The sequence below is a fragment of the Kribbella sp. NPDC005582 genome, assembly GCF_040605415.1.
Lineage (GTDB): Bacteria > Actinomycetota > Actinomycetes > Propionibacteriales > Kribbellaceae > Kribbella.
In genome coordinates this window covers 24,678-50,132 of sequence record NZ_JBEXCU010000003.1, presented here as the reverse complement: position 1 = coordinate 50,132, position 25,455 = coordinate 24,678, and the positions used below count along the sequence as shown (strand labels likewise).

Here is a 25,455-nt window from a genome sequence, read left to right as displayed (position 1 = left end):
TGGGGCTCCACCGCCCAGGCTAGGCGTCCGGCGACACCAATCTTCAGTCCACCTTGATTCAAGTGGACTGAGCGAGCGCATCGCCCAGCCGGGCGACCACCAGGCGCAGAGTGGCGGGCGGGGCGGTGAACGGGATCCGGATGTGGCGCCGGTCGGTCCCGTCCGGCGTGAACAGATCGCCTGAGCCGAGCAGCAGACCGTGCTCTCTCGCCGCGTCCAGCACCCGCCGCGCGCGCACGTCCGTGAGCTCCAGCCAGAGCGTCATGCCACCGGTCGGCGTGGCCCAGCTCACGCCGTTCAGCGTCTTCAGTCCGGTCTCCAGCGCATTCAGATTGGCGCGGAGGCGGGTACGGCGCCTGCTGATCACCTTGTCGAGTTTCTGCACGATCGCTTGGGCCAGCAGGTCGTCCAGCGCGCTCGGCGACGCCACACTGAGCTGTGCGGCCGTGTTGATCCGCCGCCTGAGTTGCTTGCCGGTGCGGACCCAGCCGACGCGGAGTCCACCCCAGACCGTCTTCGACAACGACCCAACGCTCACTGTGCGCGGGTAGCGACTCAGCGGGTCCGCCTGCGCCCCACTGGCCAGCCACAACGGCCGCATGGTCTCGTCGCTGATCAGGGCAGCGCCGTACCGGCGGGCGATCTCGACAACCGTCGCACGGCGGTCTGCCGGGAGGCTGAGGCCAGTCGGGTTGTGGTTGTCGGCCTGGAGGTAGATGACCTTCGGCCGATGCCGTCTGCACAGGTGAGCGAGCTGATCGGTGTCCCAGACGCCAGCTGGCCACCCCGCAACGTCCAGCCGGTGTTTACGCAGCAGGTCAAACGCTGCCGGGTACGTCGGTGTCTCGGTGATCGCTACGCCCGGTCCGAGGTCCAGTCCGGCCAGTGCGGCGTTCAGACCGGCTGCTGCGCCGACAGTGAGCGTAAGCTGGTCCGGCTCGGTCGGTACGCCCTCAGAGGTGAGTCGCGCGGCCAGCGCCGTACGGAGCTCTAATGAGCCACCTGAGGGCGGACCGTCACCGCCCATGGCTTGCGGCAGGCTGTCCTGCACCATCTGAGCCGCAGCCTCGACCACGTCATGTGGTGCTGCGGTGGTTGCGAACCGCAGGTCGAGCAGCGGCTGGTCCCCCGCAGTGACCGTCGATGCCGGCGCGATGGGGTCGAGCAGGCGGTCAGTCGGCCGTACATGCGTCCCTGAGCCCCGCTTCGTCTCCAGTACGCCGTCCGCCCGCAGGTGGTCGAGCGCGCGTACTACCGTCACCCGGCTGAGCCCGAGACGCTCGGCCAGCACACGCTCCGACGGCAGCCGTGATCCGATCGACAGATCCCCGCGCTCGATCCGCCGCAGGACCAGGGCCTCGACCTGCTCGGTCTTGGTCCCGTCCGCTGGTTCCAGATCCCCCGCCCGCCACATAAGTCCAGTCTCTCACCACTGGCCTGATAGCCGCGTTCTGTCGGTGGCAGATGTGAGGATGCGGACATGGACGAGCGGTGGGCGATCGCGCCGGAGGAGGGTGGCGGAGCAGTGCTCGTTGCCCTGCATCTGGACGGTCAGCCCGCCGGGCCGGTGCTGCACGAGCCCGATCTCGCGGCTGCGGTCGGCTCCCGGCCGCAGGTGACGCGGTGGGTGTGGCGGGCGTCGGCTGAGATCTACCCGCGGTTGTTGGCGAGCGGTGTCCGCGTCGAGCGCTGCTACGACATCGAGAACAGTGAGGGCCTGCTGCTCGGTCACGCCGGTCGACTCGGCGAGCCACGCTCGGCGGCGGCCGCGTGGGCCCGGCTGAGCGGTGCGCCTGTCCCACCCGACCCGCCGCTGCGTTCCGTCGTACCGGGTGAGCAGTCGTCGCTGTTCGAGATCCAGGAGGAACCGATCGCCTTCGAGGCGCTGCTCCGGGTGTATGCCGATCAGCTCCGGCGACACGGCGAGTGCGAGCACCCGGATCGGATGCGGCTGCTGACGGCTTCGGAGTCGTCGGGAATGCTGGTCGCTGCCGAGATGGACCGGGCCGGGCTGCCCTGGAGCGCTGCGGTTCACCGCGAGTTGCTGGCTGAGCTGCTCGGTGAGCGATTCGGTGGGACCGGTGAGCCGCGGCGGCTGACCGAGCTGGCCGACGAGGTGTCTGCGGCTTTCGGGCGTCGGGTGCGGCCGGATCTGCCGGCTGATGTGCTGAAGGCGTTCAAGCAGGCCGGGTACCAGCTGAAGAGCACGCGCCGCTGGGAGCTGGCGACGATCGACCATCCAGCCGTCGAGCCACTGATCGAGTACAAGAAGCTCTACCGGATCTACACGGCGAACGGCTGGTCCTGGCTCAACGACTGGGTGCACGACGGCCGGTTCCGGCCCGGGTTCGTCCCTGGCGGCACAGTGTCCGGGCGGTGGATCACCAACGGCGGTGGCGGGCTGCAGATCCCGAAGGTGATCCGGCGTGCTGTCGTCGCCGATCCCGGCTGGAGTCTGGTCGTGGCCGACGCCTCACAGCTCGAGCCGCGGATCCTGGCCGCGATCTCTCGCGACCGCGCGTTGATGGAGGTCGCCAGCGATCCGGGAGACCTCTACAAGGCCGTGTCGGACCAGGCGTTCTCCGGTGACCGCGCGATGGCCAAGCTCGCCGTACTGGGTGCGATCTACGGGCAGACGTCGGGTGACGGACTCAAGAACCTCGCCATGCTGCGCAAGCGATTCCCGCAAGCCGTTGCGTACGTCGACGATGCCGCGCGCGCCGGCGAGGAGGGCAAGCTGGTGCGCACGTGGCTCGGTCGCACCTGTCCGCCAGGTGGCGCAGCACTCGACGACGCCACGCTCGAGGGGCCGCCGGTGGATGAACCACAGTCGGACTCGCGGCACGCTCGTGCGCGTGGTCGCTTCACGCGGAACTTCGTCGTCCAGGGCAGTGCGGCCGACTGGGCGCTGCTGATGCTCGCGGCGCTGCGGCAGGCGTTGGGGCCGCTGAAGGCGGAGCTCGTCTTCTTCCAGCACGACGAGGTGATCGTGCACTGCCCGACCGAAGAGGCCGAGACGGTCGCTGCGGCCATCCAGACCGCCAGCGACCTGGCCGGCACGCTGACCTTCGGTCCAACGCCTACACGCTTCGCCTTCACCACCGCAATCGTCAAGACCTACGCAGACGCCAAGTAGCGCGTTACCGCCCGTCCTCCAGCTCGATGGTCGACGGCATCGGCGCCCGCCCAGCCAACCGGAGCCACTGCACCAGCCGTCGCCGCCTCAGGTTCCGCGTAGAGACGACGACGTCGTTGTGGAAGCGCCGGGCCAGCTGCACTCGTCGCATCGCCAGCGCCAGCTCACTTGCCCACGGCTCGACACCGGTGCCGGTCGCGTTGACCGCTCGCGTCAACGCCGACTCGCACTGCTCGCGGTCGTCGGCTGACGCGGTACGCGCCCGATGCGCCGCGTCCAGCAACAGCAGCGAAGAGGCCGGGTCCAGAATGCCCGCACCGGCGAGCTCCGCAACCAGTGCGGCCCGGCGGGCGAGCTCTGTCTCCAGAGCGGCCCGGGACAACTCCACCCGGTGGTGCAAACGGTCCAGGCGGCCAGCGGTCCAGCTCGCGTACCCGCCGAACAACAGCAGCAGGAGGCCGATCGCGAGCAGAGCCGTGGTCACCTTCACTCCAACATTGGACCACCCCTTACGGAGCGCTCACGGTCCGGCCGAATCGCGTCATCGGGCGCCGCGACGCGTTTAGCGTCAGACGCATGGTTGATATCGGTGTGCTCGGTGGTTCCGGCTTCTACTCGTTCCTGGCGGATGCGCGCCGCGTAGACGTCAGTACGCCGTTCGGACCGCCGAGCGAACCCCCGGTCGTCGGCGAGGTCGCCGGCCGCGAGGTGGCGTTCATCCCGCGGCACGGCGCCGACCACCGCTTCCCGCCGCACCGCGTCAACTACCGCGCCAACCTCTGGGCCCTGCGCTCGCTGGGTGTCCGCCAGGTGCTCGCCCCGTGCGCGGTCGGCTCCCTCAAGCCCGAGCTCGGCCCCGGCACCTTCGTCGTCCCCGACCAGTACGTCGACCGCACCTGGGGCCGCCCGCAAACCGTGTACGACGAGCTGGCGGTCCACACGTCCGCCGCCGACCCGTACTGCCCGGCCGGCCGCGCCACGATCATTGCCGCGGGCAACGTCGTACCGGGCGGCACGATGGTGGTGATCAACGGCCCGCGCTTCTCCACCCGCGCCGAATCTCAATGGCACGCCGCCCAGGGCTGGTCGGTCGTCGGCATGACCGGCGCCCCCGAAGCCGCCCTGGCCCGCGAGCTGGCCCTCTGCTACACCTCCCTCGCCGTCGTCACCGACCACGACGCCGGCCTCCAGGACGGCGAGGGCGTCACCGAGTCCGAGGTGTACAAGGTCTTCGCCCAGAGCATCGACCGCCTCAAGGCGCTCCTCACCGAGGTCATCCCCCGCCTCCCCTCCCCCACGACAGACTGCTCGTGCCACCACGTTTTGGACGGCACCGCCGCAGCACTGGATGCGGCGGTCGCACGGTGAGAGTTCTGCTGACCGGCGGCGCCGGGTTCATCGGGCGGCACGTGCACACGCAACTGACCGCCGAAGGACACGACGTCCTCGTCTTCGACTCGCTGCGCCCTGACGTCCACGACACCCGTCCGGAACCTCGCCAAGACCTGATCGTCGGTGACATCAGAAACCCCGAAGATCTCCGGAGAGCGCTCTTCGGCGTGGACACAGTGATCCACCTGGCAGCCAAGGTCGGTCTCGGCGTCGACCTGAACGACATCGACGACTACGTCTCCACCAACAGTCTCGGCACCGCCGTCCTGCTCCGCGAACTCGCCCACGCGAACCTCTGCCACCTTGTCTACGCCAGCTCGATGGTCGTGTACGGCGAGGGCCGCTACGACTGCGATCGCCACGGCCAGGTCGCCCCCGGTCCCCGCCGTACGGAGGACCTCGAGGCCGGCCAGTTCGACCCGCCGTGCCCGCACTGCGCCGAACCGCTGCGCCCCGGCCTGATCGCAGAGTGCGCTCCCTCCGATCCCCGCAACGCGTACGCCGCCACCAAACTCAACGGCGAACACCTCGCCGCCTCCTGGGCCCGCGAAACCGGCAGCCGCGTCACCGCGCTGCGCTTCCACAACGTCTACGGCCCCGGCATGCCCCGCAACACGCCGTACGCCGGTGTCGCCGCGATCTTCCGCTCAGCCCTCGAACGCGGCGAAACCTCGAAGGTCTACGAAGACGGCCGGCAACGCCGCGACTTCATCCACGTCCACGACATCGCCACCGCCGTCACCACGGCGGCCGGCGCACTCCCCCAGCAACCCCCGTTCACGGCGTACAACGTCGGCACCGACACCGTGCGCACCATCGGCGACCTCGCCGGCGAACTCGCCCACGCCTACCAGGGCCCGCCCCCGGTGGTCACCGGCCAGTACCGCCTCGGCGACGTCCGCCACATCACGGCCACCTCCAGCAAACTCCGCAATGAACTCGGCTGGAAGCCCACCTACGACCTCCGCACCGGCCTCGCCAACCTACTTGCCTCCGGCAACTAGCCGGAATTCTTCAGGTGCGGCCACAACGGTTGCACACTCCACGGCAATCGTGGTGGTCTGGGCGATCGCGGGAAGCAACGGCAGTCGTACGTGTGCGGTGGGGATCCGGCCTTGGGCGGCGAGCACGGCCTTGATGACGACGGGGTTCGGTTCGGCGAAGAGGGCTCGGGCTAGCGGGACCAGTCGGTGAGCGCTCTCTCGGGCTTGGTCCAGCGCGCTGGTCTGCCAGGCTGCGATCAGGTCGGCGTACGGCTGGGGCGCAACGTTCGCACTCGCGAGGATCCCGCCGCGGGCACCGAGTGCCAGCATCGGGCCGACGTACAGGTCGTCGCCGGCCAGCACGCTGACGTCGTCGGGCACGCGGGCCATGAAGGCGACCGTGTCCTCGTCGATCCCGCCGACCGCGTGCTTGAAGCCGATGACGTTGGGCAGCTCGGCCAGCCGGACCAACGTCTCGGCGCTCAGCGTCCGGCCGGTTCGGTACGGGATGTTGTAGATCACCAGCGGGACCGGACTCGCCGCTGCAAGCTGCTTGAAGTGTTCGACAACGCCATCCTCGGACGGCCGGGTGTAATACGGCACGACAACCAGCGCTGCGTCGCCGCTCGAGGCGCCCGTCAACTCATCGATGGACGCGGCCGTCGAGTTCGATCCCGCTCCGACGATGAGCGACGCCTGCCGCGCCGCGCAGACGTCCGAGCAGATCTCGAGAACCCGGCGGCGCTCCGCCGGTGTCAGCGTGGCTGGCTCGCCGGTGGTGCCCAAAGCGACGATGCCGGTCGCGCCACCGTCCAGTACGGCGTGCGCGAGCGCTTCCAGCGCCTCTCCGGCCAATTCGCCGGTCGCAGTGAACGGGGTGATCAGGGGAACGAAGAGCCCGGTGAGTGCCATGAACCGACCATCGCCCTCGACCGCCCATCAGGTCCAGTTCCCATTTCCATCGCTGAGCGTAAGCTCACCTTATGCTCGATGTCCGGAAACTGCGCCTGCTCCGCGAACTCGCGCATCGCGGCACGATCGCCGCCGTCGCCGAGGCGCTGGCCTACACCCCATCAGCCGTCTCCCAGCAACTCACCGCGCTAGAACGCGAAACCGGCGTACCGCTGCTCGAACGCACCGGCCGCCGCGTCACCCTCACCCCGGCCGCCCAAGGCTTGGTCGAACACACCGAAACCATTCTCGCGCTGCTGGCAGAGGCAGCCACCGACTTGGAGAACGCAGCGAGTGCGCTCTCCGGCGTACTCCGCCTCGGCGCCTTCCCCACTGCGATCCCCGCCGTCGTCACCCCGGCAATAGTTGCCCTCAGCACCGAACACCCCGCCCTCGGCCTGACCGTCGTCGAACTCGACCCAGCCTCCGTCCCCGACGGCCTTCGCACCGAAGCTGTCGATATCGCATTAGTCCATGAATACGACCACGTCCCGGCCATGCCCCACCCCGGCCTGCACACTGAGCCTCTTCTGGAAGAGACCGTCTACCTAGCCACTCGTCACCGCCACCCGTTGCCCGCCCTCCGCAACACCCCCTGGATCGCCGGCACCCCGGGCACTCTCTGCCACACCCTCACCATCAGAGCCTGCGAAGCCGCCGGCTTCGCTCCTCAGATCCGCCACCACGCCGACGACTTCACCACCGTTCTCGCCCTGGTGGCCGCCAACCAAGGCTCAGCCTTCGTCCCCCAACTGGCCCTGACCGCCCCTCCGTCCAACGTCACCCTTACTCCCCTCCCCATCCAGCGCCGTACCCACCTCGCCTACCGCCAGGGCACCGCCACCCACCCCGCCATCAAGGCCGCCCGTGCGGCCCTCCAGCACGCAGCCAACGCCGGTACTGGCGAGCGTCCGCAGGTTGTTGGTGCTCAGTAGCCGGTGGTGCCGTCGATCAGTTCACGCATGGCGTCGAGGTGACCGAGGTGGCGTCAGTCTCCTCGATCAGATGCGTGATGATCCACCGCAGCGACACGAGCTCGATCCCCTCCGGCGCCCAAGCCTCGAGCTCATCGAGCTGGTGCGCAGCAACGATCTCGCGGGAGCGTTCGCATTGTTGGTCGTACTCATCCAGCAGCTGATCGAGACGGACATCAGGCGGCTCTGAAAGCTTGAAAGGATCCTTGGCCTCGCCTGCCTGCTGGACGCCCAGGAAGCTGCCCACCAAGGCTTTTACGGTCATCCGTGGCAACGCCGGCAGCACGGCCAGTTCGGCCTGCTCTTCCGACAGGCCCGCGCACTTCCACCTGACCGTTGCCCGCTGACGGTCCAGCCAGCCTGTGAGCATCTCGCGTTCATCAGCCGTGGCAGGCGGGAATTCACGGGTCACTCCACGACCCTAACCGCCCAGCGTCCGCTACATCCTCGCCACCACCATGCGGTCCCAGCCAAACCATCCAACGACCGAAGACTCGGGGTTTACGGTCCGGCTGCTGGGCTGGCGTTGGCTGCCCAGGGGTCGGTGTGATCGGAGACCAATGAGGTGAGCCTGGCTCGGAGAGCTTCGCGGGCGGCGGCGAGCGTCGGGTTACGGTGGGGTACTGGCTGCAGGAAGCCAACCCGGCCGCTCGTGAGTCGGACGGCTGCCGAGACCCAACCTGCCCACCCCGTCAACAGGGGCGGCCCACGCCGGTACGCCGGGAGTGGGAGGTAGCCAGCGCCTCTCGCCCTGGCACTCATGCTGGCGCCGGCGCTCGTGCTGGTGCCGGAGGCGTGGGCAGCGGTGTTCCAGGTGATGAGCTTGGCCAGCGCGGCGGAGTCGGTCCGCGGTGGATCGACCTAGGGTGTCCGAGGTCGAGCGGGTGATGAAGGCTTTCTTCGCCCGCCGACTCGATGATGGCCTCCTGCACGGCAACGGGGTCGCACCGAACCCCCAGGGTGTGTTCTCGGTCGCGCCGGAGGCGGCGGCCGATACGGATCTGTGGGATGCGGTCATGGTCGCCAAGGGCGAGATTGTGGCCGCTGGCGGTACGCCGACCACGCTCGCGCTCGACCCGGTCGCGGTCGTGCAGGAGGAGGGCCGGATCGATGCCAACGGCTACCCGGTGTACCGCGACGGCCTGACCCGCTACAACGGCCTGGACGTGGTCGCGGTCCCGTCGCTGGCCGCTGGTGAGGCGCTGGTCTACGACCGGGCCGAGGTTTTCTGGGTGGTCGCGGAGGACCTCACCATCACCCGAGCCGCGAGTACGCACCCGCCTACGAGCGGGACTCGGTGGCGCTGCGGACCTCCGGTCAGTTCGGAGTCGGCGTCCCGAATCCGACGAAGGCGATCCGTCAGGTGACGGTGACGCCAGCGCCGTAGACAGCACGTGCCCCCCGGTCCCGAGAGGTCGGGACCGGGGGCAAGCTGTGCTCCCCTCGCGAGGGCCGGGAGGGAACGACCGGCGCGGGCCCTATCGGGCTACGAGCCAACTGCGTCGGTGCGGGTGATCTCGGCCAGCGCGAGTGCGGCGCGGAGGTGGTCCTCCGTCAGAAGGTAGACGGTGTAGGCCCACCCCAGCTCCTTGTCGGACTCGGACGTCGGGCTGATGCAGGACTCGGCGGCTGCCGGGATCTTCCGTCCATCCTGGATCCGGAACAGGGTCCGGCCGGACGTGTAGACGTAGATCATCGGGGTGCTGCCGATCCGCAGCGTGACGCGATCCGACTTCTCCTGCACGTGTGAGGTGTAGCCGTACTTGGCCTTGGTCTGCTTGATGAACGAGACCATATGCGGGCGGCGGGACGGCTCGTTGCCGTGCCCCAGTACGTAGGTCTCGTAGTCTGGTGTGTCGCCGTTGGCGGCCGGCGCGTCGGCCGTGAGTCCGAGCAGTGCACGTACCTTCGCGACGTCCTCGGCGTTGTCAGTGTCGAATTCGATCCTCATGGCGTCCTCCCCTGATGTATCCCGGCAGAATCCGGTGATTACGTGACAAGGATGAGATACATGGGGGATGAATGTCAAATAGACGCGATATGAGGCCAGATTCACGTCCATGGCATCGGAGAATTGGAAGGCGCGGCCGGCGCGGGCTCACGGGCTCGCGGGCCGCGCCGGATCAGTGAACTCGCTGCCGAGTAGGCGCGAGTAGCCGCCATTCGGTCGCGGAACCTGCGGTAGTCAGTCTCCGAGCTCAGAACCTCTTATATACAAGGCTTCAGGTGTTGGCGGGGACCGGCGGGAGCTCGATCTGGAAGGCGCAGCCGCCGTCGATGTTGGTGACGCCGATCTGGCCGTCGTGGGACTCGACTACGCCGCGGGCGATGGCCAGGCCCAAGCCGCCGCCTGAGGTTGCGGCGGGGGTGCGCTGTTCGTCGCCGCGCCAGCCGATGTCGAAGACGCGGTCCAGGTCGTCGGCGGGGATGCCGCCGCAGCCGTCGGTGACGGCGAGGCGGACGCGGCCGTCGGTTTCGCGGTCGACGAGGAGTTTGACGGTACCGCCGGGGACTGTGTGGCGGATGGCGTTGCCGACGAGGTTCGTCACGGCGCGGGTGAGTTCGTCGGGATCGCCTTGGACGGCGAGGCGGTCGTCGCCTGGTGGCGTCGAGACGGTGAGGTCGACTCCTGAGGCTCGGGCGTGTTCGCCGTTCTCGCCGGCCACGTCTTCGGCCAGTTCGCGCAGGCTTACCGCGGATCGCTTGCGCGGCAGGGCGGCGGCCGACAGGCGCGACAGCTCGAAAAGGTCGTCGACGAGGCCGGTCATGCGGTCGACAGTCGACCGCATCTGCCGAAGCGCAGCCGGTACGTCGTCGATCACGCCGTCCTCTAGCCCTTCCGCAACGGCACGCAGTCCGGCGAGCGGAGTCCGCAGGTCATGCGACATGAACGCGACCAGCTCCCGCCGGCTCGCCTCGAGAGCGCGCTCTCTGGCGTGGGACGCGGCCAGCTTCTCGCGCGTCATCTCGAGCTCGTCGGTCAGCGCCGCCAGCTCCGCCGGTACGGCGCCCGTGAGGCGATCGGACGGCTCGTACGTCGTACCGAGTCGGCGTAGCCGTTGTCCGACATCACGCGACCCCGCGCTGATCCAGTGGCCGAGTAATACCGACATACCGAGCCCGAGCAGCGCCGCGAAGGCGAGGGTCCAGAGGACCACCCACGAGTCGTGTTCGGAGATGAACATCGCTCGCACGCTCTGCAGCACCGCGGCGAGGGCCGCGGCCATCGGGGCCAGCGCGGCGACGATCATCGTGACGCGCAGGGATCGCCGGCGGAACTGGTACAGGATCGCGCCGCCGATCACTGCGACCACCAAGGTCCACAAGGTGGTCAGCGCGAGGATCGTCATCGTGTCGCGGTTCATTCGGACTCCCCCGCGAACCGGTAGCCCGTGCGCGGAACGGTGAGGACGAGCCGGGGATCGGACGGGTCCGCCTCGATCTTTTCCCGGAGCCGGCGGACGTGCACGGTGACGGTCGAGGAGTCGCCGAAGTCCCAGCCCCAGACGCGGCGTAGCAGCTCGGCCTTCGTGTACGCCTTGCCAGGGTGCGAGACCAGGTAGGCGAGCAGGTCGAACTCACGGTGCGTCAACGAGAGTGCCTTCCCGTCGAGCAACGCGATCCGGGCGGCGGTGTCGATGGTGATCGGGCCGGCGCTCAGTTTGGTCGGCGTCAGGTCGAGGCCGGCCAGCCGCTCCTCGCGGCGCAGCATCGCTTGGACGCGCAGAGTCAGCTCCCGCGGGCTGAACGGTTTGACCACGTAGTCGTCGGCGCCGAACTCGAGGCCGACCAGCCGGTCCTCCTCCTCGCCGCGCGCGGAGAGCATGATCACCGCCGCACCGTCGTCGGCCGCGCGCATGCGACGCAACACGTCCAGGCCGGACATGCCCGGCAGCATCACGTCCAGGACGACCACCGACGGTTTCCATTGCTGCCAGACCTCGACGGCCGCGACGCCGTCGGCGACCACGCGGGCGTCGTACCCGGCCTTGGTCAGGTACGCCGAGACGACGTTGGACACGGTCGGGTCGTCATCGACGACGAGCACACGAGTAGCCACGGTCAGAGCGTAGGACGTCCGGACGCCTCGGCGCTGGACCCGGCCGCCCGGAGAGCGCTCACCGTAAGGGATCCGTAGCCGCCGGCGGCCGCCCGGAGGGCCCGATCTTCCCTACGGTCGAAGGGTGGCTGTCGATCTCGTACTGCCCTGCCTCAACGAGGCGGCGGCGTTGCCCTGGGTACTCACGCGGCTTCCGGCCGGTGTCCGAGCCGTTGTCGTCGACAACGGCTCGACCGATGGTTCGGCCGAACTGGCCGAGGAACTCGGTGCGACCGTCGTCCGGTGTTCGATCCGCGGGTACGGCGCTGCGTGTCACGCCGGGCTGGAGGCGGCGGAGGCGGAGGTGGTCGCGTTCATGGATGCCGACGCGTCGCTGGATCCGCGCCAGCTGGTGCGGGTGACCGCGCCGATTCAGGCGGGGACCGCGGATCTCATGGTCGGCCGTCGGAGAGCGGTCTCTCGTGACGCCTGGTCCTGGCATCTCCGGCTGGCGAATGCCGAGTTGTCGCGCCGGATCAGGCGGCGTACCGGCGTCGTGCTGCGCGATCTCGGGCCGATGCGCGCGGCGCGCCGTACGGCGTTGCTGGAGCTCTCGCTGACCGATCGCCGGTCCGGGTATCCGCTGGAGACCGTCGTCCGCGCTGCCGACGCGGGCTGGCGAATCGCCGAGGTCGATGTCGACTACCTGCCTCGCTCCGGCCGCTCGAAGGTCACCGGTACGCCGCTCGGTGCCGCGCGGGCCGTCCTGGACATGTCGAAGGTGCTGAAGGCATGACCGCGGGGACGCTGATCGTGATCGCGAAGGAACCGGTGGCCGGCCGGGTGAAGACCCGCTTGCAGACCGAGTTCACGCCGAGGGAGGCCGCTGCGCTCGCCCGTGCCTCGCTGATCGACACGTTGACGACGGTTCGGTCAGCGTCGGCGGCGCGCCGGGTTCTGGTTCTCGAAGGGCAGCCGGGGGCGTGGCTTCCGCCTGGGTTCGAGGTGATCGAGCAGCGGGGCGGCGGGCTGGACGAGCGATTGGCGGCAGCTTTCGCGGACTCGTTCGACGGATCGCCGATGCTGCTGGTCGGGATGGACACACCGCAGCTGCCGGCCGAACTGCTGGGGTTCAACTGGCCTGGGTACGACGCTGTGCTCGGACTGACCGAGGACGGGGGCTACTGGTGCCTCGGGCTCCGTGAACCCGACGATGAGGCGCTGATCGGCGTACCGATGTCGACCGAACACACCGGGCGGGATCAGCTGCGACGCTTGGAGAGACTGGGAAAGCGCGTTCTTTTGTTGCCGACGTTGCGAGACATGGACACGCCGTGGGATGCGGCTGCGATCGCGGCGGAGTATCCGTCGCTGCGGATGTCGCGGTTGTTCCGGAGGTTGGAGCACGCGGCGCATCCGGCCTTGCTGTTCGACCAGGCGCTCGGCGGTACGGCGCGGGTCGTTGCTACCGGCATCGATGGGCGGACGCTCTCGTCGCTGTCCGAGCTGGATCGATGGCAGTCACCGGCGGACGAGGTCGATCGGCTCGCGTTGAGCCGATGTGAGGGGCCGGTGCTCGACATCGGATGTGGGCCGGGGCGGATCGTGACGGCGCTTGCTGAGCAAGGGATTCCGGCGCTTGGTGTCGACGTGTCGCCACAGGCGGTCTCGTTGACCACATCGCGCGGCGCGGCGGCGTTGCAGCGGCCGGTGCAGGATCGGCTGCCTGCTGAGGGGCGGTGGGGCAGCGTCGTGTTGATGGACGGCAATATCGGTATCGGCGGGGATCCGGCTGATCTGCTGCGGCGGTGCGCCGAGCTCGTGCGGCCGAACGGTCTGGTGCTGGTGGAGGTGGATCCGGACGACGATCTCGACGACACCGCGCCGATCGTGCTGCGGAGCTCAACAGGACGTCGATCAGTCCCGTTGCCGTGGGCAAGGATCGGTAGCCGGACGCTGCTAAGGCATGCTCGCACGACCGCACTGCACCCGATCGAGGACTGGCGGACACCACACCGCGCCTTTCTCACCCTGCGCCGCACCGCATGAGCAACCCGACCGAGAGCAGCAGGCCACCGGCGCGACGCACCCAGGCGGGGCGATGGGTGGCGTGTGGGCTTGCTGTTGGCGTTTCCGTCGTGACCATTTGGGCGCATGCGGTGTCGTGGTGGCCGAACGTGCTGCTGGTGCTCGGCTGTTTGGTGGTGGCTGGTGGGATCTGGCGGTTCGGACGCGGACTGGGGGTCGCGGCCGTGGTGGTGGTTGCTGCCTTGTGTCAGCTGCCTGGGGTGATGCATGCGCCGATCACCAGTACGGACGCTTATCGATACGTGTGGGACGGACGGGTGCAGTTGGCCGGGCACTCGCCGTACGGGCACGTGCCGCTGGATGACGCGTTGGCCGAGTTGCGCGATCCGGTGTTGTTTCCGGGGTTGTCGCCCGCGGCGAGATCGGGGGTCAGCGCTCCCCCGCGCGTTCCCACTGATCCGGCGGAGGTGGCGGCGTTCGCTGCGGATGACCCGCGGACTCGGATCAATCGACCGCAGGTGCCGACGATCTATCCGCCGATCGCGCAGGTGTACTTCACTGTCGTCGCGGCCGTTACGCCGTGGTCAGCGGGAACGCTTGGGCTGCAGATCGGTGCCGGTCTGCTGGCGGTCGCGCTCGCTTGGCTACTGGCCGCAACGAGTCGCGACAAGCGGTGGGCGGCGCTGTGGGGTTGGTCACCGATTGTCGTTTTGGAGGCGGGAAGCGCTGCTCACGTCGACGTTCTTGGCGCCTTGCTGATCACGGCCGCCGTGGTGGTTGCGGCTCGACGACCTCGGCTGGCCGGGATCCTGCTGGGCGCCGCGGCCGGCGTGAAGTTGTTGCCGTTGCTGCTGGTGCCCGCCTTTCGGGTCCGGCAGTCGGTTATTGCCCTCGGCACCTTTGTCGCGAGCTACATCCCGTACGTCGTCGCGTCCGGCGCCCTGGTTCTCGGCTTCCTGCCCGGTTATCTGACCCAGGAAGGGTTCTCCGACGGCAGCACCCGGTTCGCGATCTTCTCGCTCCTGCTGCCTCCTGAGGCACGGCAAGTGGTCGCCGTTCTCGTCGCGGGAGCGCTCGCGGTGCTGGCGTTCCGGCGCCGCGGCCGCGAGCCGTTGGCTGTCACCTGCTGCTGGCTGTACGGCGCTGCACTGCTGATCGCCACGCCGACCTACCCCTGGTACGGACTGCCGTTGCTCGCCCTGGCAGCGCTCTCCCGGCGGCCCGAATGGATCGTCGTGCCGCTGGCGGCGTACCTGGCCTATGCGACCGTCGGGCACGACAGCAGGCAAGGACTGATCTATCTGGCTGCCGCAGCCGTGGTTGCCAGCGTTGCTACGGTGCGTCACCGTTCGATGGCCGAGAAGCAGTTTGACGCGAGCCTGACCGCCAACCAACACTGAGCAGCGTGACCAAACGCATCGCGATCGCGACCTCGGCCGACTGGCCCGAGCTGCTGCCGGAGGAGCGCCCGCTCCTGGACGCCTTCCGCGCCGCCGGCCTCGAGCCTGTCCCGGCGGTCTGGACCGACTCCTCGATCGACTGGTCGGGGTTCGACGCTGTGCTGCTGCGCTCGGTCTGGGACTACTACAAGCGGCAGGTCGAGTTCACCGAGTGGCTCGGGCTGCTGGACAAGGCCGACGTACTGGTTCTGAACGAGACCGACCTGGTCCGCTGGAACAGCGACAAGCGCTACCTGCTCGAGCTGCGGGAGCGGGGTGTCGCGATCGTGCCGTCGCAGGTCGCGGCCGGCGCGTGCCTGCGCGAGGTGGTCGCCGGCCTCGAGGGTCAGCAGATCGTGATCAAACCGACCGTGAGCGGGGCTGCGTTCAACACCGTCCGCGGCGTGGCCGGCTCGGCCGAGCTGGACCAGGCGATGACGGACCTGCCCGACGACGTGTACCTGGTGCAGCCGTTCCTGCCCGAGATCCAGACCGACGGCGAGTGGTCACTGCTGTACTTCGGCGGCGAGTTCAGCCACGCGGTCGTGAAGCGCCCGGCAGCTGGTGACTACCGGGTGCAGCAGATGTTCGGCGGCGAGTCGACGCTCGAGGAGCCGACCCCGGCGATCCTGGAGAGTGCCGAGAACGCGCTGTCCGCGGCGCCTTCCCAGCCCATCTACGCCCGGGTCGACGGCGTCGTCGTCAACGGCCGGTTCCTGCTGATGGAGCTCGAGCTGATCGAGCCCTATCTGTTCATCCCCGAGCACCCGTCGGCCGCCGACCACCTGGTCAAGACCATCGCCGCGCGCCTCTGAGAGCCCTCAGCTGGCCGCCGACTCCGGGTGACCGCGGCGGCGGCCGTCGAGGAACGTGAGGCCGGCCGCCGTTCCCGTGTAGCGGGTCCGGCGCGCCCACTCGTAGCACTCGTTCAGCACCGGGCAGGCGGTCAGGCACAGCTCGCGCGCCTTGCGCTGCTCGAAACGGCTCGCGGTCTCGTCGTACGCGCCGGCCTGCCCGCTACAGGCGGCACGGTCCATCCAACGGTCACTGGGATCGACGATCACGGTCAGCATCGGTCTCATGACCATGACGGTAGATCCCCGGGAGCGCCCTCCGGGCCGCGTCTCAGGATACGATCGTTTGTCGACCGACTTACTGCACTTAAACGGCGGCGAGCAGGCGACATAGGGTCGGAGCATGCCCACACTCGAGCAGATCAGGACCGCGGCCGAGCAGCTCCGCGGTCGCATCCACCGGACCCCGATGATCAGTTCGTCGGCACTCGACGCGCAGTTCGGCGGCGAGCTCGTGCTCAAGGCCGAGCTGTTCCAGAAAACCGGAAGCTTCAAGGTCCGCGGGCTCCTCACCAAACTGCTGCAGCTCACCCCAGAGGAGCGTGCGCGCGGTGTCGTGACCGTGTCGGCGGGCAACGCGGCCGGAGCCCTGGCGTGGGCCGCGCGGGATGCGGGTATCCCGGCGACCGTCGTGATGGCGACCACCGCCGTACCAGCGAAGATCGAGGCGGCACGCGCGTACGGCGCCACAGTCGAACTGGTGGACGGCGACCTGCTGGCGGCGTACGAGCGGATCCGGGCAGAGCGCGATCTGACCGGTGTTCATCCGTTCGACGACGAACTGGTGATCACCGGCCACGGCAGCCTCGGGCTCGAACTGCTCGAGGACCGGCCCGACCTCGAGACCGTGCTCGTCCCGGTCGGTGGTGGCGGGTTGATCTCGGGAGTGGCGCTGGCGGTCAAGCTGCTCAAGCCGGCGATCCGGGTGATCGGCATCGAGCCGGAGCAGGCCGACGTCGTCAGCCGCAGTCTCGCCGCCGGCGAACCGCAACGGCTACCGACCGCCCGCTCGATCGCGGACGGACTGGCCGCCCCGATCTGCGGTACCCGCAACTTCCCGCTCATCCAGCAGTACGTCGACGACGTCGTACGGGTGAGTGAGGACGCCCTGCGAACCGCCACCCGGCTCGTCATGTCACGCACCAAGCTCGCACTGGAGCCGGCCGCCGCAGCGCCGTTCGCGGCGTTGCTGGAAGGCAGCATCGAGCTCAGCGGTGTGACCGCTGCCGTGGTCAGCGGCGGCAACCTGGACGTCGCCAAGCTGAACCTCTGACCACCCGCAGGGATCAGGCGGGCGCGAGCTCCCGAGGCCGCGCCCTGGACACCACACCGTCACTCGGATCATCGACCACGTCACCCTGCCGCACGGGGTCCTTCTCGGGCAGCAGGATGTCCCGGGCCACAACCAGCATCAGCCACAACGTCCCGGCCATCCGCAAGATGACCGACAACCAGTAGATGCGGTCCGGCACGTCAGGATTGCCAGGCTGCAGGAACTGGGCGAGATGCATCCACACAAGCATCCAATAGAACATCTCGCACGCTTGCCAGATCAGCCAGTCCCGCAGTCTCGGGCGGGCCAGGGCGACCAGCGGCAGCAGCCAGAGCACGTACTGCGGTGAGTAGACCTTGTTGATCAGCAGGAACGCCGCGACCACCAGGAACGCGAGCTGCGCGAAGCGCGGCGGTCTGGGCGCCATCAGCCCGAGGATGGCGATCGACAGACAGAGACCGGCGAAGATCACGATGTTGAGCTGGTTGACATCGGCGACCTCGTGCTTGGCCAGCTTCAGCACGTACCAGATCGAGCCGTAGTCGCTCTCGCGCTCGTCGTTGAAGGTCCAGAACGAGAGCCACTGCTCCTTCGCGAGCAGGTAGATCGGCGCGTTCACCAGACCCCACGCGACCACCGAAGCAACCAGCGCCTGGACGAACGGCCACAGCTTGCGACCGCGCAGGCACACGATCAGCAGCGGCCCGAGCAACAGGAACGGATAGAACTTGGCCGCGGTCCCCAGCCCGATCAGTACGCCGAACCAGATCGGCTTACCGCGTGACCAGGCGAACATCGCCCCGGCGGTGAGGGCGACCGCGAACAGGTCCCAGTTGATCGTCGACGTCACCGCCAGCACCGGCGCGGCAGCGACGTACAGGGCGTCCAGCGGCTGACCGCGGGCCGCGCCCGGTCTGCGGGCGACGCCACGCGCCGTCGCCACCGTGAGGCCGACCGTGAGCAGCGCGCAGAGGAACAGCAGCACGATGTTCATGACGAAGAAGACCCCGGCGGTGTCGCGCTTCTGCTCGTCGGTCAGGTCCTTCTTCGGGTCGCCGGTGACCAGCCAGGTCAGCTGTGCGGCGACCTCCATGAACGCGCCGGTGAGCACCGGGTACTCCAGCACCGGATAGTCGCCGGTGTCCAGGAACGGGCGGTTGCCCTCGGCAAATCCGCGCTCCTGGTAGAGAAAACCGACATCGGAGTAGCACAGCGCCTTGAACGGCCGCCAGCTCTGCCGGTCCCAGCCGGCGTCCATACAGGGCGCCTTCTGCAGCACTCCGAGCGCGAAGGTGATCGTGCAGACGGCGAGTGCGATCCGCAGCGGCGTCCACCAGGACGAACTGAGCCGGGCGAACCGGCCGGACCGTCCACCGAGCCCGACGGTCAGCCCAGCGATGGCCGGATCGGCCTCCGACGGCGGCAGCCGGTCGTGCTTGGGCTGGCTTCGGTGTTCGGTCACGGTCGGCATCATCTCCTATCCGATCAGCCAACGACCAGGGCAGGTTACCCACCCCGCGTTCGGGGCAACACCACCCCCACGCCGAAGGACGCCGCCCGACCCGCCAGAGGTTCTCCGAAACGTCAGGGCGTGCGCCGCTCGTTCAGAGCTCTGCTGACCATCAGGATGCCCGCCAGCGCGCACAGGACGGCGAGTGCGCCGGTCGCCAGCACCAGTCCGGCCTCCAGACCGCGTGGGACGTAGCTGCACGACACCCTGCGCGCCTTCGGCCCCACCGGTACGGCGATCAGTCCCGACAGCGACTGTGGTGGCTTGGCCGCCTTGCCGTCGACCGAACACTGCCAGCCCGGCGCGTTCACGACGCCCATGACCATGGTGCGCGCCTGTCCGGTCTTGGCGAACCGCGCTTCGACGTCGTGACCGCCGACCTCGATCTCGGCCGGCTTGCTGTCCTGCAGCGCAGTGACCGCTGCTGTGAGCCGCTCCGGGTCTAGACAGCCGATAGCGCCCACCGGAAGCTTCGTCGGCACCGACACCCGGACCCGGACCTCGGCGACGCCGTTCGGTCGCACCCTGCCCACCCACAGCACTGGAGCGCCGGTATAGGTCCCCGGGCGTTTCGCAGACGGCTTCAGCACCTGCCGCCAGCCGTCACCGCTGATCATCACGTCACCGACGAACTCCGGCGCCCGCAGGTAGACGCCGTCCCCGGGTTGGCAGGAGGCGGTCAGTCTGAGCTCCACGGGGTCGTCGGCACCCGGCAGCGGCCGGACACCGACGCCCCAGTCCCGCTGTGCCGCCGTAACGCCCTTGGTGACATGCACTTGCACTTCGGGGACGGTGTAGACGTCAGCACCCAGCGCAGTCTCCTGGATGCCGAACGAACCCGGATCCATCGACTCCCACGGCTTCTCGGGCCGCAACGTGACCAGCGGGCTCACCTGACGCTTCGTCAACGTGAACACCCCACGGGGCCCCTCCTGCACCCGAGCACCGACAGCGAAGACCGAATCGACGACAGGGTTCTTCGGATCGATCGGAGCGCGACCGTACGAGCTGTAGCCGAAGCCCAGATCGACCAGTGCCGACGACAGCGACTGCTGGATCGTGCTGGTGTAGTACTCCGCGCCCTGTCCGCCGATCAGCATCGGATCGTTCACAGTCGTGTACTGGCTCGCGGACACGCGCTGCTGCGGCCAGTCGTCGACCGACTGCACCAGCGCCCGGATCGACTCCTGTCTGGCGCCCCACGGCTGGTAGTCGTGCATGAACTTCGACCGGGCCTCGTCGATCGCCACCGACGCCAACGTGGTCTCCACTAGCACAGCGCCGATCAGCAGGCCGGCCGCGATCCGCCGTACCCACTGCAAGTTCCCTGGACGCCAGCGCGTCAGCAGAAACGCCAGTACGGCGACTCCCGCAACCACCGGTACGACGTCCCGCGTGGTCGGCGTGATCGTCGACAAGTCGGCCACCTGCGCATAGAGCGCGCCGACCAGCACCAGCGGCAGTGCCACCGCCAGGAGGTTCCGGACACCGGCCGCGAGCGACAGCCACCCGAGCACGACCAGCATGCCGGCCACGACGAATGCCTGCCGATACGGACTCCCGTTGGGAGAGTCGAACCCGTGCCACACCTTGTGCGGGTACTGCAGTTGCAGACTCACAGCGGTCAGCACCACGAACATAGTCCAGACGAACCGCTCGGGCCGCGGCACCGCACGGTTGAACGGGAAGCTCAACGCGAGCAGGAGCATCAGCGTGCCGACAGCCAGCCCAGGCGACGTACCGACGCCCTCAGACGCCGGCAACAGGCGCGAGAGGAATGCTGTCCAGCCGAGCGGCGTGAACACCTCGTCCGGACTCGGAGTCGCCGTCTGCACCAACCAGTACGTCGGCAACAGCAGTGGTGCCGCCAGTGCGATCCCGACACCGACTCCGACCACGCACCGGAAGCCACCCTCGACCCGGCGCCCGAAGTTCCCACCCGCCGGATCGGACAGCACCCGCGCCAGCACGACCACAGCCGCACCCAGCGTCGCCATGTAGACGGTGTAGAAGTGCGACATCCACAGCAGCGCGACGACGAACGGCGTCACCACCAGCCCTGTCAGCGAGCGTTTGCGCCAGATCCACTCGCACAGCAGGCAGATGACCGGAAAGGCGATCAGACCGTTCAACCACTCGGTCATGTACGCCGCGTCGTCGATCGCCCAGCCACACGTCGCGTACGACACTCCAGCAAGCGCTGCCAGCCACACCGGCCCGGTCGGCCGCAGGAGTCGCAGGTACGCCGTCATCGCGGCCGCCGCGGCTCCGATCGCGGCTGCCGCGATCACGTACAGCGCCAGGTCGATGCGGTCGCGCGGAAACAGCAGCACCAGCCACGACAGGCTGGTTCCGAGGTAGCCCATGAAGTCGCCGATGAACGGAACGCCGTACCCGCTGGACCAGTTCAGGACGAAGTCACCCGGCGCCTGTCCGGTGAGCAGGTCGCGCAGGTAGGCGTGCATCGGGACGAACTGCTGGCCGAGGTCGTTGGTGTTCCGCGGCAGCGCACCGAACGGGTACGTCCCGCGGATGATGCCCGACGCGACGAAGGTCGCCGCAGCCGCCAGAGCGGCCGCCGGCACTGGGACCCAGCGCGGAACTCGCCACGTTCGCAAGGGCTCCCCCGTCATCGTCGTACTCGTGGCGCGGGGCAGACGGCCAGTGGCAGGAGCGTAACAGAGGGTCAGGTTGTTCGGTTCGCACCGAGGGTAGGGTGATTTCGTGGAGCAGCTCGGAGCGGACGAGACGATCGAGCACTGGGACCGCCGGCACCGGCAGCTCGGTGCGCTGCGGTCCGGCGGCGACGCCGGATACGACGAGTTCAGCAACGAGATCTTCTACGCGGTGCGGCTCGGGCGGCTGCTCGACATCATCGGCGACCGGACCGAGCCCGCCGCGCCGCTACGCATCCTCGACGCCGGGTGCGGCAAGGGCTGGTTCGCGCATTCGATGGCGCGGTTCGGGCATGCGGTCGACGGAATCGACGTCAGCGAGCACGCGATCGAGCTGTGCCGTGCTGCCGCGAGCGGCAACAGCAGCTTTCACCTGTCCCCGCTCGCCGAGTGGCATCCGCCGTACCTGTACGACGTGGTCTACAGCATCGACGTGCTCTTCCACCTCATGGACGACGCGTTGTGGGAGGCCTCGGTGCTGAATCTGGCCGCACTGGTCCGGTTGGGCGGACTGCTCCTGGTGGTGGACCACGAGTCGGATGTGGACCGCACCTGGTCGTTCTACCAGCGCACGCGCGCCCTCCACCGGTACGAGAGCCTGCTGGAACCGGTGGGGATGCAGGTGCAGCGTTTCGTCCCCTATGGCTTCCGAGGCGCGCCCACCGGTTTCCTCGTCCTGCAAAGGGTGTTCTGAATGCAGCTCAACGAACTCGTCCGCTCCTGGCTGCCCGAAGGCGGGACAGTCGTCGACCGCACCGGTTCCGACCACGCGTGGCCGCCACTGATGAAGGTGACCGACACCGCCCCGTCTCCGGCGGCCGACAACCTGCTGACGGCTGTGACCGTGGCCGGATCCCCCGCCGCGGTCGGCGACCTGCCCGCTGTGCTGGCGGACGCCGTACCGGGTGAGGTGGTGCTGTTGCTGCTGCCGTGGGCGCCCCACGAGTTGCCACTCGGTCCGGTGATCCAGGCGCTGGTGGCGGCCGGGCTGCAAGCCACCGAGGCGCATCCGCTCGCGGACACCGAGTGGGGCGCGGCCCTCATCTGCCGCCGGGTCGACGACGAGGTCGGTGAGCTGCACTCCTACCTCGACCGTTCGCGGTCGCCAGGGCCGCTGGCCGGTCGGACGCTGCTGCGGCTGGTCGACGAGCACATCGTCGAGGGCCTGGTACGCCGTACTCAGGAGCTGGCGCTGACAGCGATCACAGCCGAGCGTGACGCGCTGCGGAAGGAGCTGGACGCGCTCCAGGCCGAAAACACGACGCCCTCCGCCGCGAGTGCGACAGAGGGCGAAGAGTTGGAGAGCTCAGACGACCTGGGGTGATTCCGCGACCTCGGGCACGACCGGGACCGGGAGCTCACCGGCCGCCGCCTCGATCGTCTGCGGCGCGGGCAGCCGGAGGTAGGCCAGCCGGGCCGCTTCCTGCCGACCGCGCATGATCGCGTCCAGCACGTAGCCGACCGCCAGCACCAGGATCGCGACGATGCCCATCGTCGAGGCCAGGATCGCGGTCGGGAACCGCGGCACCAGACCGGTGTCGACGTACTCGACGATGACCGGTACGCCGAGGATCAGCGACACCACCCCGAAGACCGCGGCCAGGATGCCGTGGAACAGCGTCGGCCGCTCCAGCCGGGTGACGCTGAGGATCCAGCGCAGGATGCGCGTGCCGTCGCGGTAGGTGCGCAGCTTGCTCTCGCCACCGGTCGGGCGCTCCTTGTAGCCGATCGCGAGCTCGGCCACCGGGACCCGCAGGTGCAGCGAGTGGATGGTCAGCTCGGTCTCGATCTCGAACTCCTGCGCGAGCGCGGGGAACGACTTCACGTAGCGCCGCGAGAAGACCCGGTAGCCGCTCAGCATGTCGGTGATCTGACGGCCGAACAGCGCGCCGACGGTACCGGTCAGGACGCGGTTGCCCAGGGTGTGACCCGGCCGGTACGCCTCCTCGTTCGTGTGCTTGCGGACGCCGACGACGTGGTCGTACGGCCCCTGCAGCAGCACCCGGACCAGATCGCCCGCGCGGGAGGCGTCGTAGGTGTCGTCACCGTCGATCAGCACGTAGACATCGGCGTCGACGTCGGAGAACGCGCGGCGGACCACGTTGCCCTTGCCCTTGCGGGACTCGTGGCGCACGATCGCGCCGGCCGCCCGGGCCAGCTCCGCGGTGTCGTCGGTGGAGTTGTTGTCGTACACGTAGATGCTGGCCGTCGGCAGCGCGGCGCGCAGCTCGGTCACCACCTTGGTGACGGCGACGGCCTCGTTGTAGCACGGCACGATCACAGCGATGTCCACGCCGGCGAACTCCTGCAGGTCGGTCATGAGTGGCTTTCTCTACTTGCTCGCGCCCGGCGTGAGCCAGGTCCCGAGGACTGCGCTGGACATGGTTCCGTCGTGCACCGCACGGACGTACTCCGGGCCGCGGGCGGCGACCGCCCGGGCCGCTTCGCGGTCGGCGACGATCTGCTCGACGACCTCGCCGATGGTGGTCGGGTCGGCGTGCACGATCGGCAGGTCGCGCCCGGTGACCGAGCTGACGTGCTTGCGGACGTCCTCGTCGACGTTGACCACGACCACGCGGCCGGCCGCCATCGCCTCACACGCGGTGACGCTGTACGGGCCGAGGACGAACTGCTCGAGCACGATGTCGGCCCCCGCCATCGCGGCCGGCATCTCCTCGCTCGGGATGTCGGTGAGCCGGCGGTACTCGATCAGGCCCTTGTCGTGCAGCGGCTGCATCGCGGCCTCGACGTACTCGGTGCCCTTGAAGCGCGGGTTGGTCGGTGCGTGCAGGACGATCGGACGCTCCCGCTCGAGCACCGGCTCGTCGTTGGCCCAGCGGTCCGGCTCGATCACGACCGGCAGCCACTTGGCGCCCGGTACGTCGACCAGCAGGTCCGGCGTGGAGACGAAGGTCGGCCCGTCGAAGGTGTTGAACAGCAGACCCTCGCGCTTGGCCTGCGCCTCCAGCCGGACGAAGAAGTCGTCGCGCTCGTGGAACGGCGACCACTGGTGCGTCTCGGCGTGCCGGCTCGGCAGGCGGACGTCGGACCCGTGGGCGACCAGGCCGACGTTCACGCCGGCCTCCTTGAGCGCCTTCACGTCGCCGACCGCGTTCCGCGCGAAGCGGGTACCGAAGACCGGGCGACCGGCCTCGATCAGCACGTGGGTGTAGTTGCCGCTGGTCAGGTACTCGACCTGGCGGTCCTGCCAGACCCGGTCGTCCAGCAGCTCGCGCTCGACCTCGATGTCGGCCGGGAACCGGTACGCACCACCGGCGTACTGCATGTTCTTGGCCTGGACACCCTCGAGGTGGCGCTCGGCGGCCCGGGCCCAGGTGGTGCCCTGGCCGGCGAAGTTGGCCGGTCCGACAAACAACCGGACCTCGGACTTCGGCGGCTCCGGGGTCGGCGGCAGGGCCGCCTCCCGGCGCTTGCGGTCGACGTTCGCGGCCAGGGTCTTGCCACCCTCGGTCACGGCACGCTTGCCCCGCCCGAGGATCTTGCGGGCCGGGCCCGGCAGCATCGCGAGCACACGAGCGCGCATCGACCTGCGCCCGGGAGAAACAGTGGAACCCATGGTGTGGAGCTGACCTTCCTGGTTGCTGCGTGCGGCCACCCAGGAGGTTACCGGGTCTCAAGGCCCTGGCTGGACCGGAACGCCGTGACGCTCTATCCCGCCTATTGTGCCGTGTCCTCGATCCGGGCCAGCCACGTGGCCAAGATCTCCTCCAGACGAGCCGCCTCGTCGGGCGGTAAGACGCCGAGCAGACGCCCCTCGTTGTCCAGATGGGCACTAAAAGCGCGATCGATCAGTCGCTTGCCCGCAGGGGTCAGCCGGATCACCCGTCCGCGCCCGTCGGCGTCGCTGCGCCGCCGCACCACCAGTCCGGCCGATTCGAGCCGGTCGACGCGTTTGGTGACCGCACCGGTCGTCACCATCGTGTGGACGGCGATCTCCCCCGGCGCTCGCTCGTACGGCGCTCCGGCGCGGCGCAGCGCGGCCAGTACGTCGAACTCGCCCTCGGTGAGCCCGAACCGCGAGTAGAGCAGCGTCAGCTCGCCAGTGAGGTACGCACCGATCCGGTGCAGCCGGCCGATCACCCCCTGCGGACTGGTGTCGACGTCCGGCCGTTCCTGCCGCCACTCCGCTTGAATCCGTGCCACATGGTCCACGGCTCGAGTATATCTTCCCGGGAAGATA

25 protein-coding genes are annotated in these 25,455 nt (G+C 68.9%); 12 read left to right on the top strand and 13 right to left on the bottom strand.

What is annotated here, in order from left to right; all coding sequences use genetic code 11:
- Positions 1-58: 58 nt before the first annotated feature.
- Positions 59-1,414 carry a PLP-dependent aminotransferase family protein gene (locus tag ABZS29_RS18180; protein ID WP_355463298.1) on the bottom strand — a complete coding sequence of 452 codons (1,356 nt, stop codon included), beginning with the start codon at positions 1,412-1,414 and terminating at the stop codon, positions 59-61.
- 66 nt (positions 1,415-1,480) lie between these two features.
- On the opposite strand from ABZS29_RS18180, the gene ABZS29_RS18175 reads away from it, so the two are divergent.
- Positions 1,481-3,136, top strand: a complete 1,656-nt coding sequence (locus ABZS29_RS18175) for a bifunctional 3'-5' exonuclease/DNA polymerase (protein ID WP_355463296.1) — start codon at positions 1,481-1,483, stop codon at positions 3,134-3,136.
- A 4-nt stretch (positions 3,137-3,140) separates the two neighbouring features.
- Here the strand turns inward: ABZS29_RS18175 and ABZS29_RS18170 are convergent, their stop codons facing one another.
- A complete protein-coding gene (locus ABZS29_RS18170) occupies positions 3,141-3,626 on the bottom strand; it encodes a hypothetical protein (RefSeq protein ID WP_355463294.1) in 486 nt (161 codons plus the stop codon).
- Between the two features lie 86 nt (positions 3,627-3,712).
- On the opposite strand from ABZS29_RS18170, the gene ABZS29_RS18165 reads away from it, so the two are divergent.
- Together ABZS29_RS18165 and ABZS29_RS18160 are read left to right on the top strand one after the other, a co-directional pair.
- Positions 3,713-4,504, top strand: a complete 792-nt coding sequence (locus ABZS29_RS18165) for an S-methyl-5'-thioadenosine phosphorylase (protein WP_355463293.1) — start codon at positions 3,713-3,715, stop codon at positions 4,502-4,504.
- Positions 4,501-5,532 carry an NAD-dependent epimerase/dehydratase family protein gene (locus ABZS29_RS18160; RefSeq protein ID WP_355463291.1) on the top strand — a complete coding sequence of 344 codons (1,032 nt, stop codon included), beginning with the start codon at positions 4,501-4,503 and terminating at the stop codon, positions 5,530-5,532. Before ABZS29_RS18165 ends, ABZS29_RS18160 begins: the two co-directional genes overlap by 4 nt.
- Here ABZS29_RS18160 and dapA read toward each other — a convergent pair.
- Positions 5,512-6,423 (bottom strand): 4-hydroxy-tetrahydrodipicolinate synthase, encoded by a 912-nt coding sequence (gene dapA / locus ABZS29_RS18155; RefSeq protein WP_355463289.1) that lies wholly within the window; start codon positions 6,421-6,423, stop codon positions 5,512-5,514. The two genes, ABZS29_RS18160 and dapA, sit on opposite strands and share 21 nt — an antisense overlap.
- A gap of 71 nt (positions 6,424-6,494) precedes the next feature.
- On the opposite strand from dapA, the gene ABZS29_RS18150 reads away from it, so the two are divergent.
- Positions 6,495-7,397, top strand: coding sequence for a LysR substrate-binding domain-containing protein (locus ABZS29_RS18150; RefSeq protein ID WP_355463287.1), 903 nt, complete (start codon positions 6,495-6,497; stop codon positions 7,395-7,397).
- Positions 7,398-7,413: 16 nt separating this feature from the next.
- Here ABZS29_RS18150 and ABZS29_RS18145 read toward each other — a convergent pair whose 3' ends face one another.
- Positions 7,414-7,848, bottom strand: coding sequence for a DUF664 domain-containing protein (locus ABZS29_RS18145; protein ID WP_355463285.1), 435 nt, complete (start codon positions 7,846-7,848; stop codon positions 7,414-7,416).
- Between the two features lie 454 nt (positions 7,849-8,302).
- Here ABZS29_RS18145 and ABZS29_RS18140 point away from each other — a divergent pair, with 454 nt between their 5' ends.
- Positions 8,303-8,803: a hypothetical protein gene (locus tag ABZS29_RS18140; protein ID WP_355463283.1), complete on the top strand. Its 501-nt coding sequence runs from the start codon at positions 8,303-8,305 to the stop codon at positions 8,801-8,803.
- Positions 8,804-8,922: 119 nt separating this feature from the next.
- Here ABZS29_RS18140 and ABZS29_RS18135 read toward each other — a convergent pair whose 3' ends face one another.
- The 3 genes from ABZS29_RS18135 to ABZS29_RS18125 all read right to left on the bottom strand — a co-directional run bounded on the left by ABZS29_RS18135 (position 8,923) and on the right by ABZS29_RS18125 (position 11,496).
- Positions 8,923-9,387, bottom strand: coding sequence for a hypothetical protein (locus ABZS29_RS18135; RefSeq protein ID WP_355463282.1), 465 nt, complete (start codon positions 9,385-9,387; stop codon positions 8,923-8,925).
- 271 nt (positions 9,388-9,658) lie between these two features.
- Positions 9,659-10,801: a HAMP domain-containing sensor histidine kinase gene (locus ABZS29_RS18130; protein WP_355463280.1), complete on the bottom strand. Its 1,143-nt coding sequence runs from the start codon at positions 10,799-10,801 to the stop codon at positions 9,659-9,661.
- Positions 10,798-11,496, bottom strand: a complete 699-nt coding sequence (locus ABZS29_RS18125; RefSeq protein ID WP_355463278.1) for a response regulator transcription factor — start codon at positions 11,494-11,496, stop codon at positions 10,798-10,800. The genes ABZS29_RS18130 and ABZS29_RS18125 overlap by 4 nt, the downstream gene beginning before the upstream one ends.
- A gap of 124 nt (positions 11,497-11,620) precedes the next feature.
- Here ABZS29_RS18125 and ABZS29_RS18120 point away from each other — a divergent pair, with 124 nt between their 5' ends.
- The 4 genes from ABZS29_RS18120 (at position 11,621) to ABZS29_RS18105 (ending at position 15,757) form a co-directional block, all read left to right on the top strand.
- Complete coding sequence (locus ABZS29_RS18120; protein WP_355463276.1) at positions 11,621-12,271, top strand: glycosyltransferase family 2 protein; 651 nt, start codon at positions 11,621-11,623, stop codon at positions 12,269-12,271.
- A complete protein-coding gene (locus ABZS29_RS18115) occupies positions 12,268-13,524 on the top strand; it encodes a DUF2064 domain-containing protein (protein WP_355463274.1) in 1,257 nt (418 codons plus the stop codon). Before ABZS29_RS18120 ends, ABZS29_RS18115 begins: the two co-directional genes overlap by 4 nt.
- Before the next feature lie 89 nt (positions 13,525-13,613).
- The gene (locus tag ABZS29_RS18110; protein WP_355463272.1) at positions 13,614-14,903 is read left to right on the top strand and encodes a glycosyltransferase family 87 protein; all 1,290 of its coding nucleotides are present in this window, start codon (positions 13,614-13,616) and stop codon (positions 14,901-14,903) included.
- A 5-nt stretch (positions 14,904-14,908) separates the two neighbouring features.
- A complete protein-coding gene (locus ABZS29_RS18105; protein ID WP_355463270.1) occupies positions 14,909-15,757 on the top strand; it encodes a hypothetical protein in 849 nt (282 codons plus the stop codon).
- A 6-nt stretch (positions 15,758-15,763) separates the two neighbouring features.
- Here ABZS29_RS18105 and ABZS29_RS18100 read toward each other — a convergent pair whose 3' ends face one another.
- The gene (locus ABZS29_RS18100; protein ID WP_355463268.1) at positions 15,764-16,024 is read right to left on the bottom strand and encodes a WhiB family transcriptional regulator; all 261 of its coding nucleotides are present in this window, start codon (positions 16,022-16,024) and stop codon (positions 15,764-15,766) included.
- 115 nt (positions 16,025-16,139) lie between these two features.
- On the opposite strand from ABZS29_RS18100, the gene ABZS29_RS18095 reads away from it, so the two are divergent.
- Positions 16,140-17,069, top strand: coding sequence for a threonine/serine dehydratase (locus ABZS29_RS18095; protein WP_355463267.1), 930 nt, complete (start codon positions 16,140-16,142; stop codon positions 17,067-17,069).
- A gap of 13 nt (positions 17,070-17,082) precedes the next feature.
- Here ABZS29_RS18095 and ABZS29_RS18090 read toward each other — a convergent pair whose 3' ends face one another.
- Positions 17,083-18,531, bottom strand: coding sequence for a glycosyltransferase 87 family protein (locus ABZS29_RS18090; RefSeq protein ID WP_355463266.1), 1,449 nt, complete (start codon positions 18,529-18,531; stop codon positions 17,083-17,085).
- Between the two features lie 122 nt (positions 18,532-18,653).
- Entirely contained in the window at positions 18,654-21,164 is a 2,511-nt protein-coding gene (locus ABZS29_RS18085; RefSeq protein WP_355463264.1) for a YfhO family protein, read from the bottom strand.
- A gap of 139 nt (positions 21,165-21,303) precedes the next feature.
- Between ABZS29_RS18085 and ABZS29_RS18080 the strand changes: the two genes are divergently transcribed.
- The gene (locus ABZS29_RS18080) at positions 21,304-21,948 is read left to right on the top strand and encodes a class I SAM-dependent methyltransferase (protein ID WP_355463262.1); all 645 of its coding nucleotides are present in this window, start codon (positions 21,304-21,306) and stop codon (positions 21,946-21,948) included.
- The gene (locus ABZS29_RS18075; protein ID WP_355463260.1) at positions 21,949-22,578 is read left to right on the top strand and encodes a hypothetical protein; all 630 of its coding nucleotides are present in this window, start codon (positions 21,949-21,951) and stop codon (positions 22,576-22,578) included.
- On the opposite strand, the gene ABZS29_RS18070 is transcribed toward ABZS29_RS18075, so the two are convergent.
- The 3 genes from ABZS29_RS18070 to ABZS29_RS18060 form a co-directional block, all read right to left on the bottom strand.
- Entirely contained in the window at positions 22,561-23,574 is a 1,014-nt protein-coding gene (locus ABZS29_RS18070) for a glycosyltransferase (protein ID WP_355463258.1), read from the bottom strand. The two genes, ABZS29_RS18075 and ABZS29_RS18070, sit on opposite strands and share 18 nt — an antisense overlap.
- A gap of 12 nt (positions 23,575-23,586) precedes the next feature.
- The gene (locus ABZS29_RS18065; RefSeq protein ID WP_355463257.1) at positions 23,587-24,798 is read right to left on the bottom strand and encodes a hypothetical protein; all 1,212 of its coding nucleotides are present in this window, start codon (positions 24,796-24,798) and stop codon (positions 23,587-23,589) included.
- A 134-nt stretch (positions 24,799-24,932) separates the two neighbouring features.
- The gene (locus ABZS29_RS18060; RefSeq protein WP_355463255.1) at positions 24,933-25,427 is read right to left on the bottom strand and encodes a MarR family transcriptional regulator; all 495 of its coding nucleotides are present in this window, start codon (positions 25,425-25,427) and stop codon (positions 24,933-24,935) included.
- Between the last annotated feature and the right edge of the window lie 28 nt (positions 25,428-25,455).

Bases quoted from the DNA above. Each gene is read 5' to 3' on its own strand.
- ABZS29_RS18065 (WP_355463257.1), bottom strand. From the start codon at position 24,798: ATGCGCGCTCGTGTGCTCGCGATGCTGCCGGGCCCGGCCCGCAAGATC.
- ABZS29_RS18075 (WP_355463260.1), top strand. From the start codon at position 21,949: ATGCAGCTCAACGAACTCGTCCGCTCCTGGCTGCCCGAAGGCGGGACA.
- ABZS29_RS18130 (WP_355463280.1), bottom strand. From the start codon at position 10,801: ATGAACCGCGACACGATGACGATCCTCGCGCTGACCACCTTGTGGACC.
- ABZS29_RS18070 (WP_355463258.1), bottom strand. From the start codon at position 23,574: ATGACCGACCTGCAGGAGTTCGCCGGCGTGGACATCGCTGTGATCGTG.
- ABZS29_RS18100 (WP_355463268.1), bottom strand. From the start codon at position 16,024: ATGAGACCGATGCTGACCGTGATCGTCGATCCCAGTGACCGTTGGATG.
- dapA (WP_355463289.1), bottom strand. From the start codon at position 6,423: ATGGCACTCACCGGGCTCTTCGTTCCCCTGATCACCCCGTTCACTGCG.
- ABZS29_RS18115 (WP_355463274.1), top strand. From the start codon at position 12,268: ATGACCGCGGGGACGCTGATCGTGATCGCGAAGGAACCGGTGGCCGGC.
- ABZS29_RS18095 (WP_355463267.1), top strand. From the start codon at position 16,140: ATGCCCACACTCGAGCAGATCAGGACCGCGGCCGAGCAGCTCCGCGGT.
- ABZS29_RS18165 (WP_355463293.1), top strand. From the start codon at position 3,713: ATGGTTGATATCGGTGTGCTCGGTGGTTCCGGCTTCTACTCGTTCCTG.
- ABZS29_RS18175 (WP_355463296.1), top strand. From the start codon at position 1,481: ATGGACGAGCGGTGGGCGATCGCGCCGGAGGAGGGTGGCGGAGCAGTG.
- ABZS29_RS18135 (WP_355463282.1), bottom strand. From the start codon at position 9,387: ATGAGGATCGAATTCGACACTGACAACGCCGAGGACGTCGCGAAGGTA.
- ABZS29_RS18180 (WP_355463298.1), bottom strand. From the start codon at position 1,414: ATGTGGCGGGCGGGGGATCTGGAACCAGCGGACGGGACCAAGACCGAG.
- ABZS29_RS18150 (WP_355463287.1), top strand. From the start codon at position 6,495: ATGCTCGATGTCCGGAAACTGCGCCTGCTCCGCGAACTCGCGCATCGC.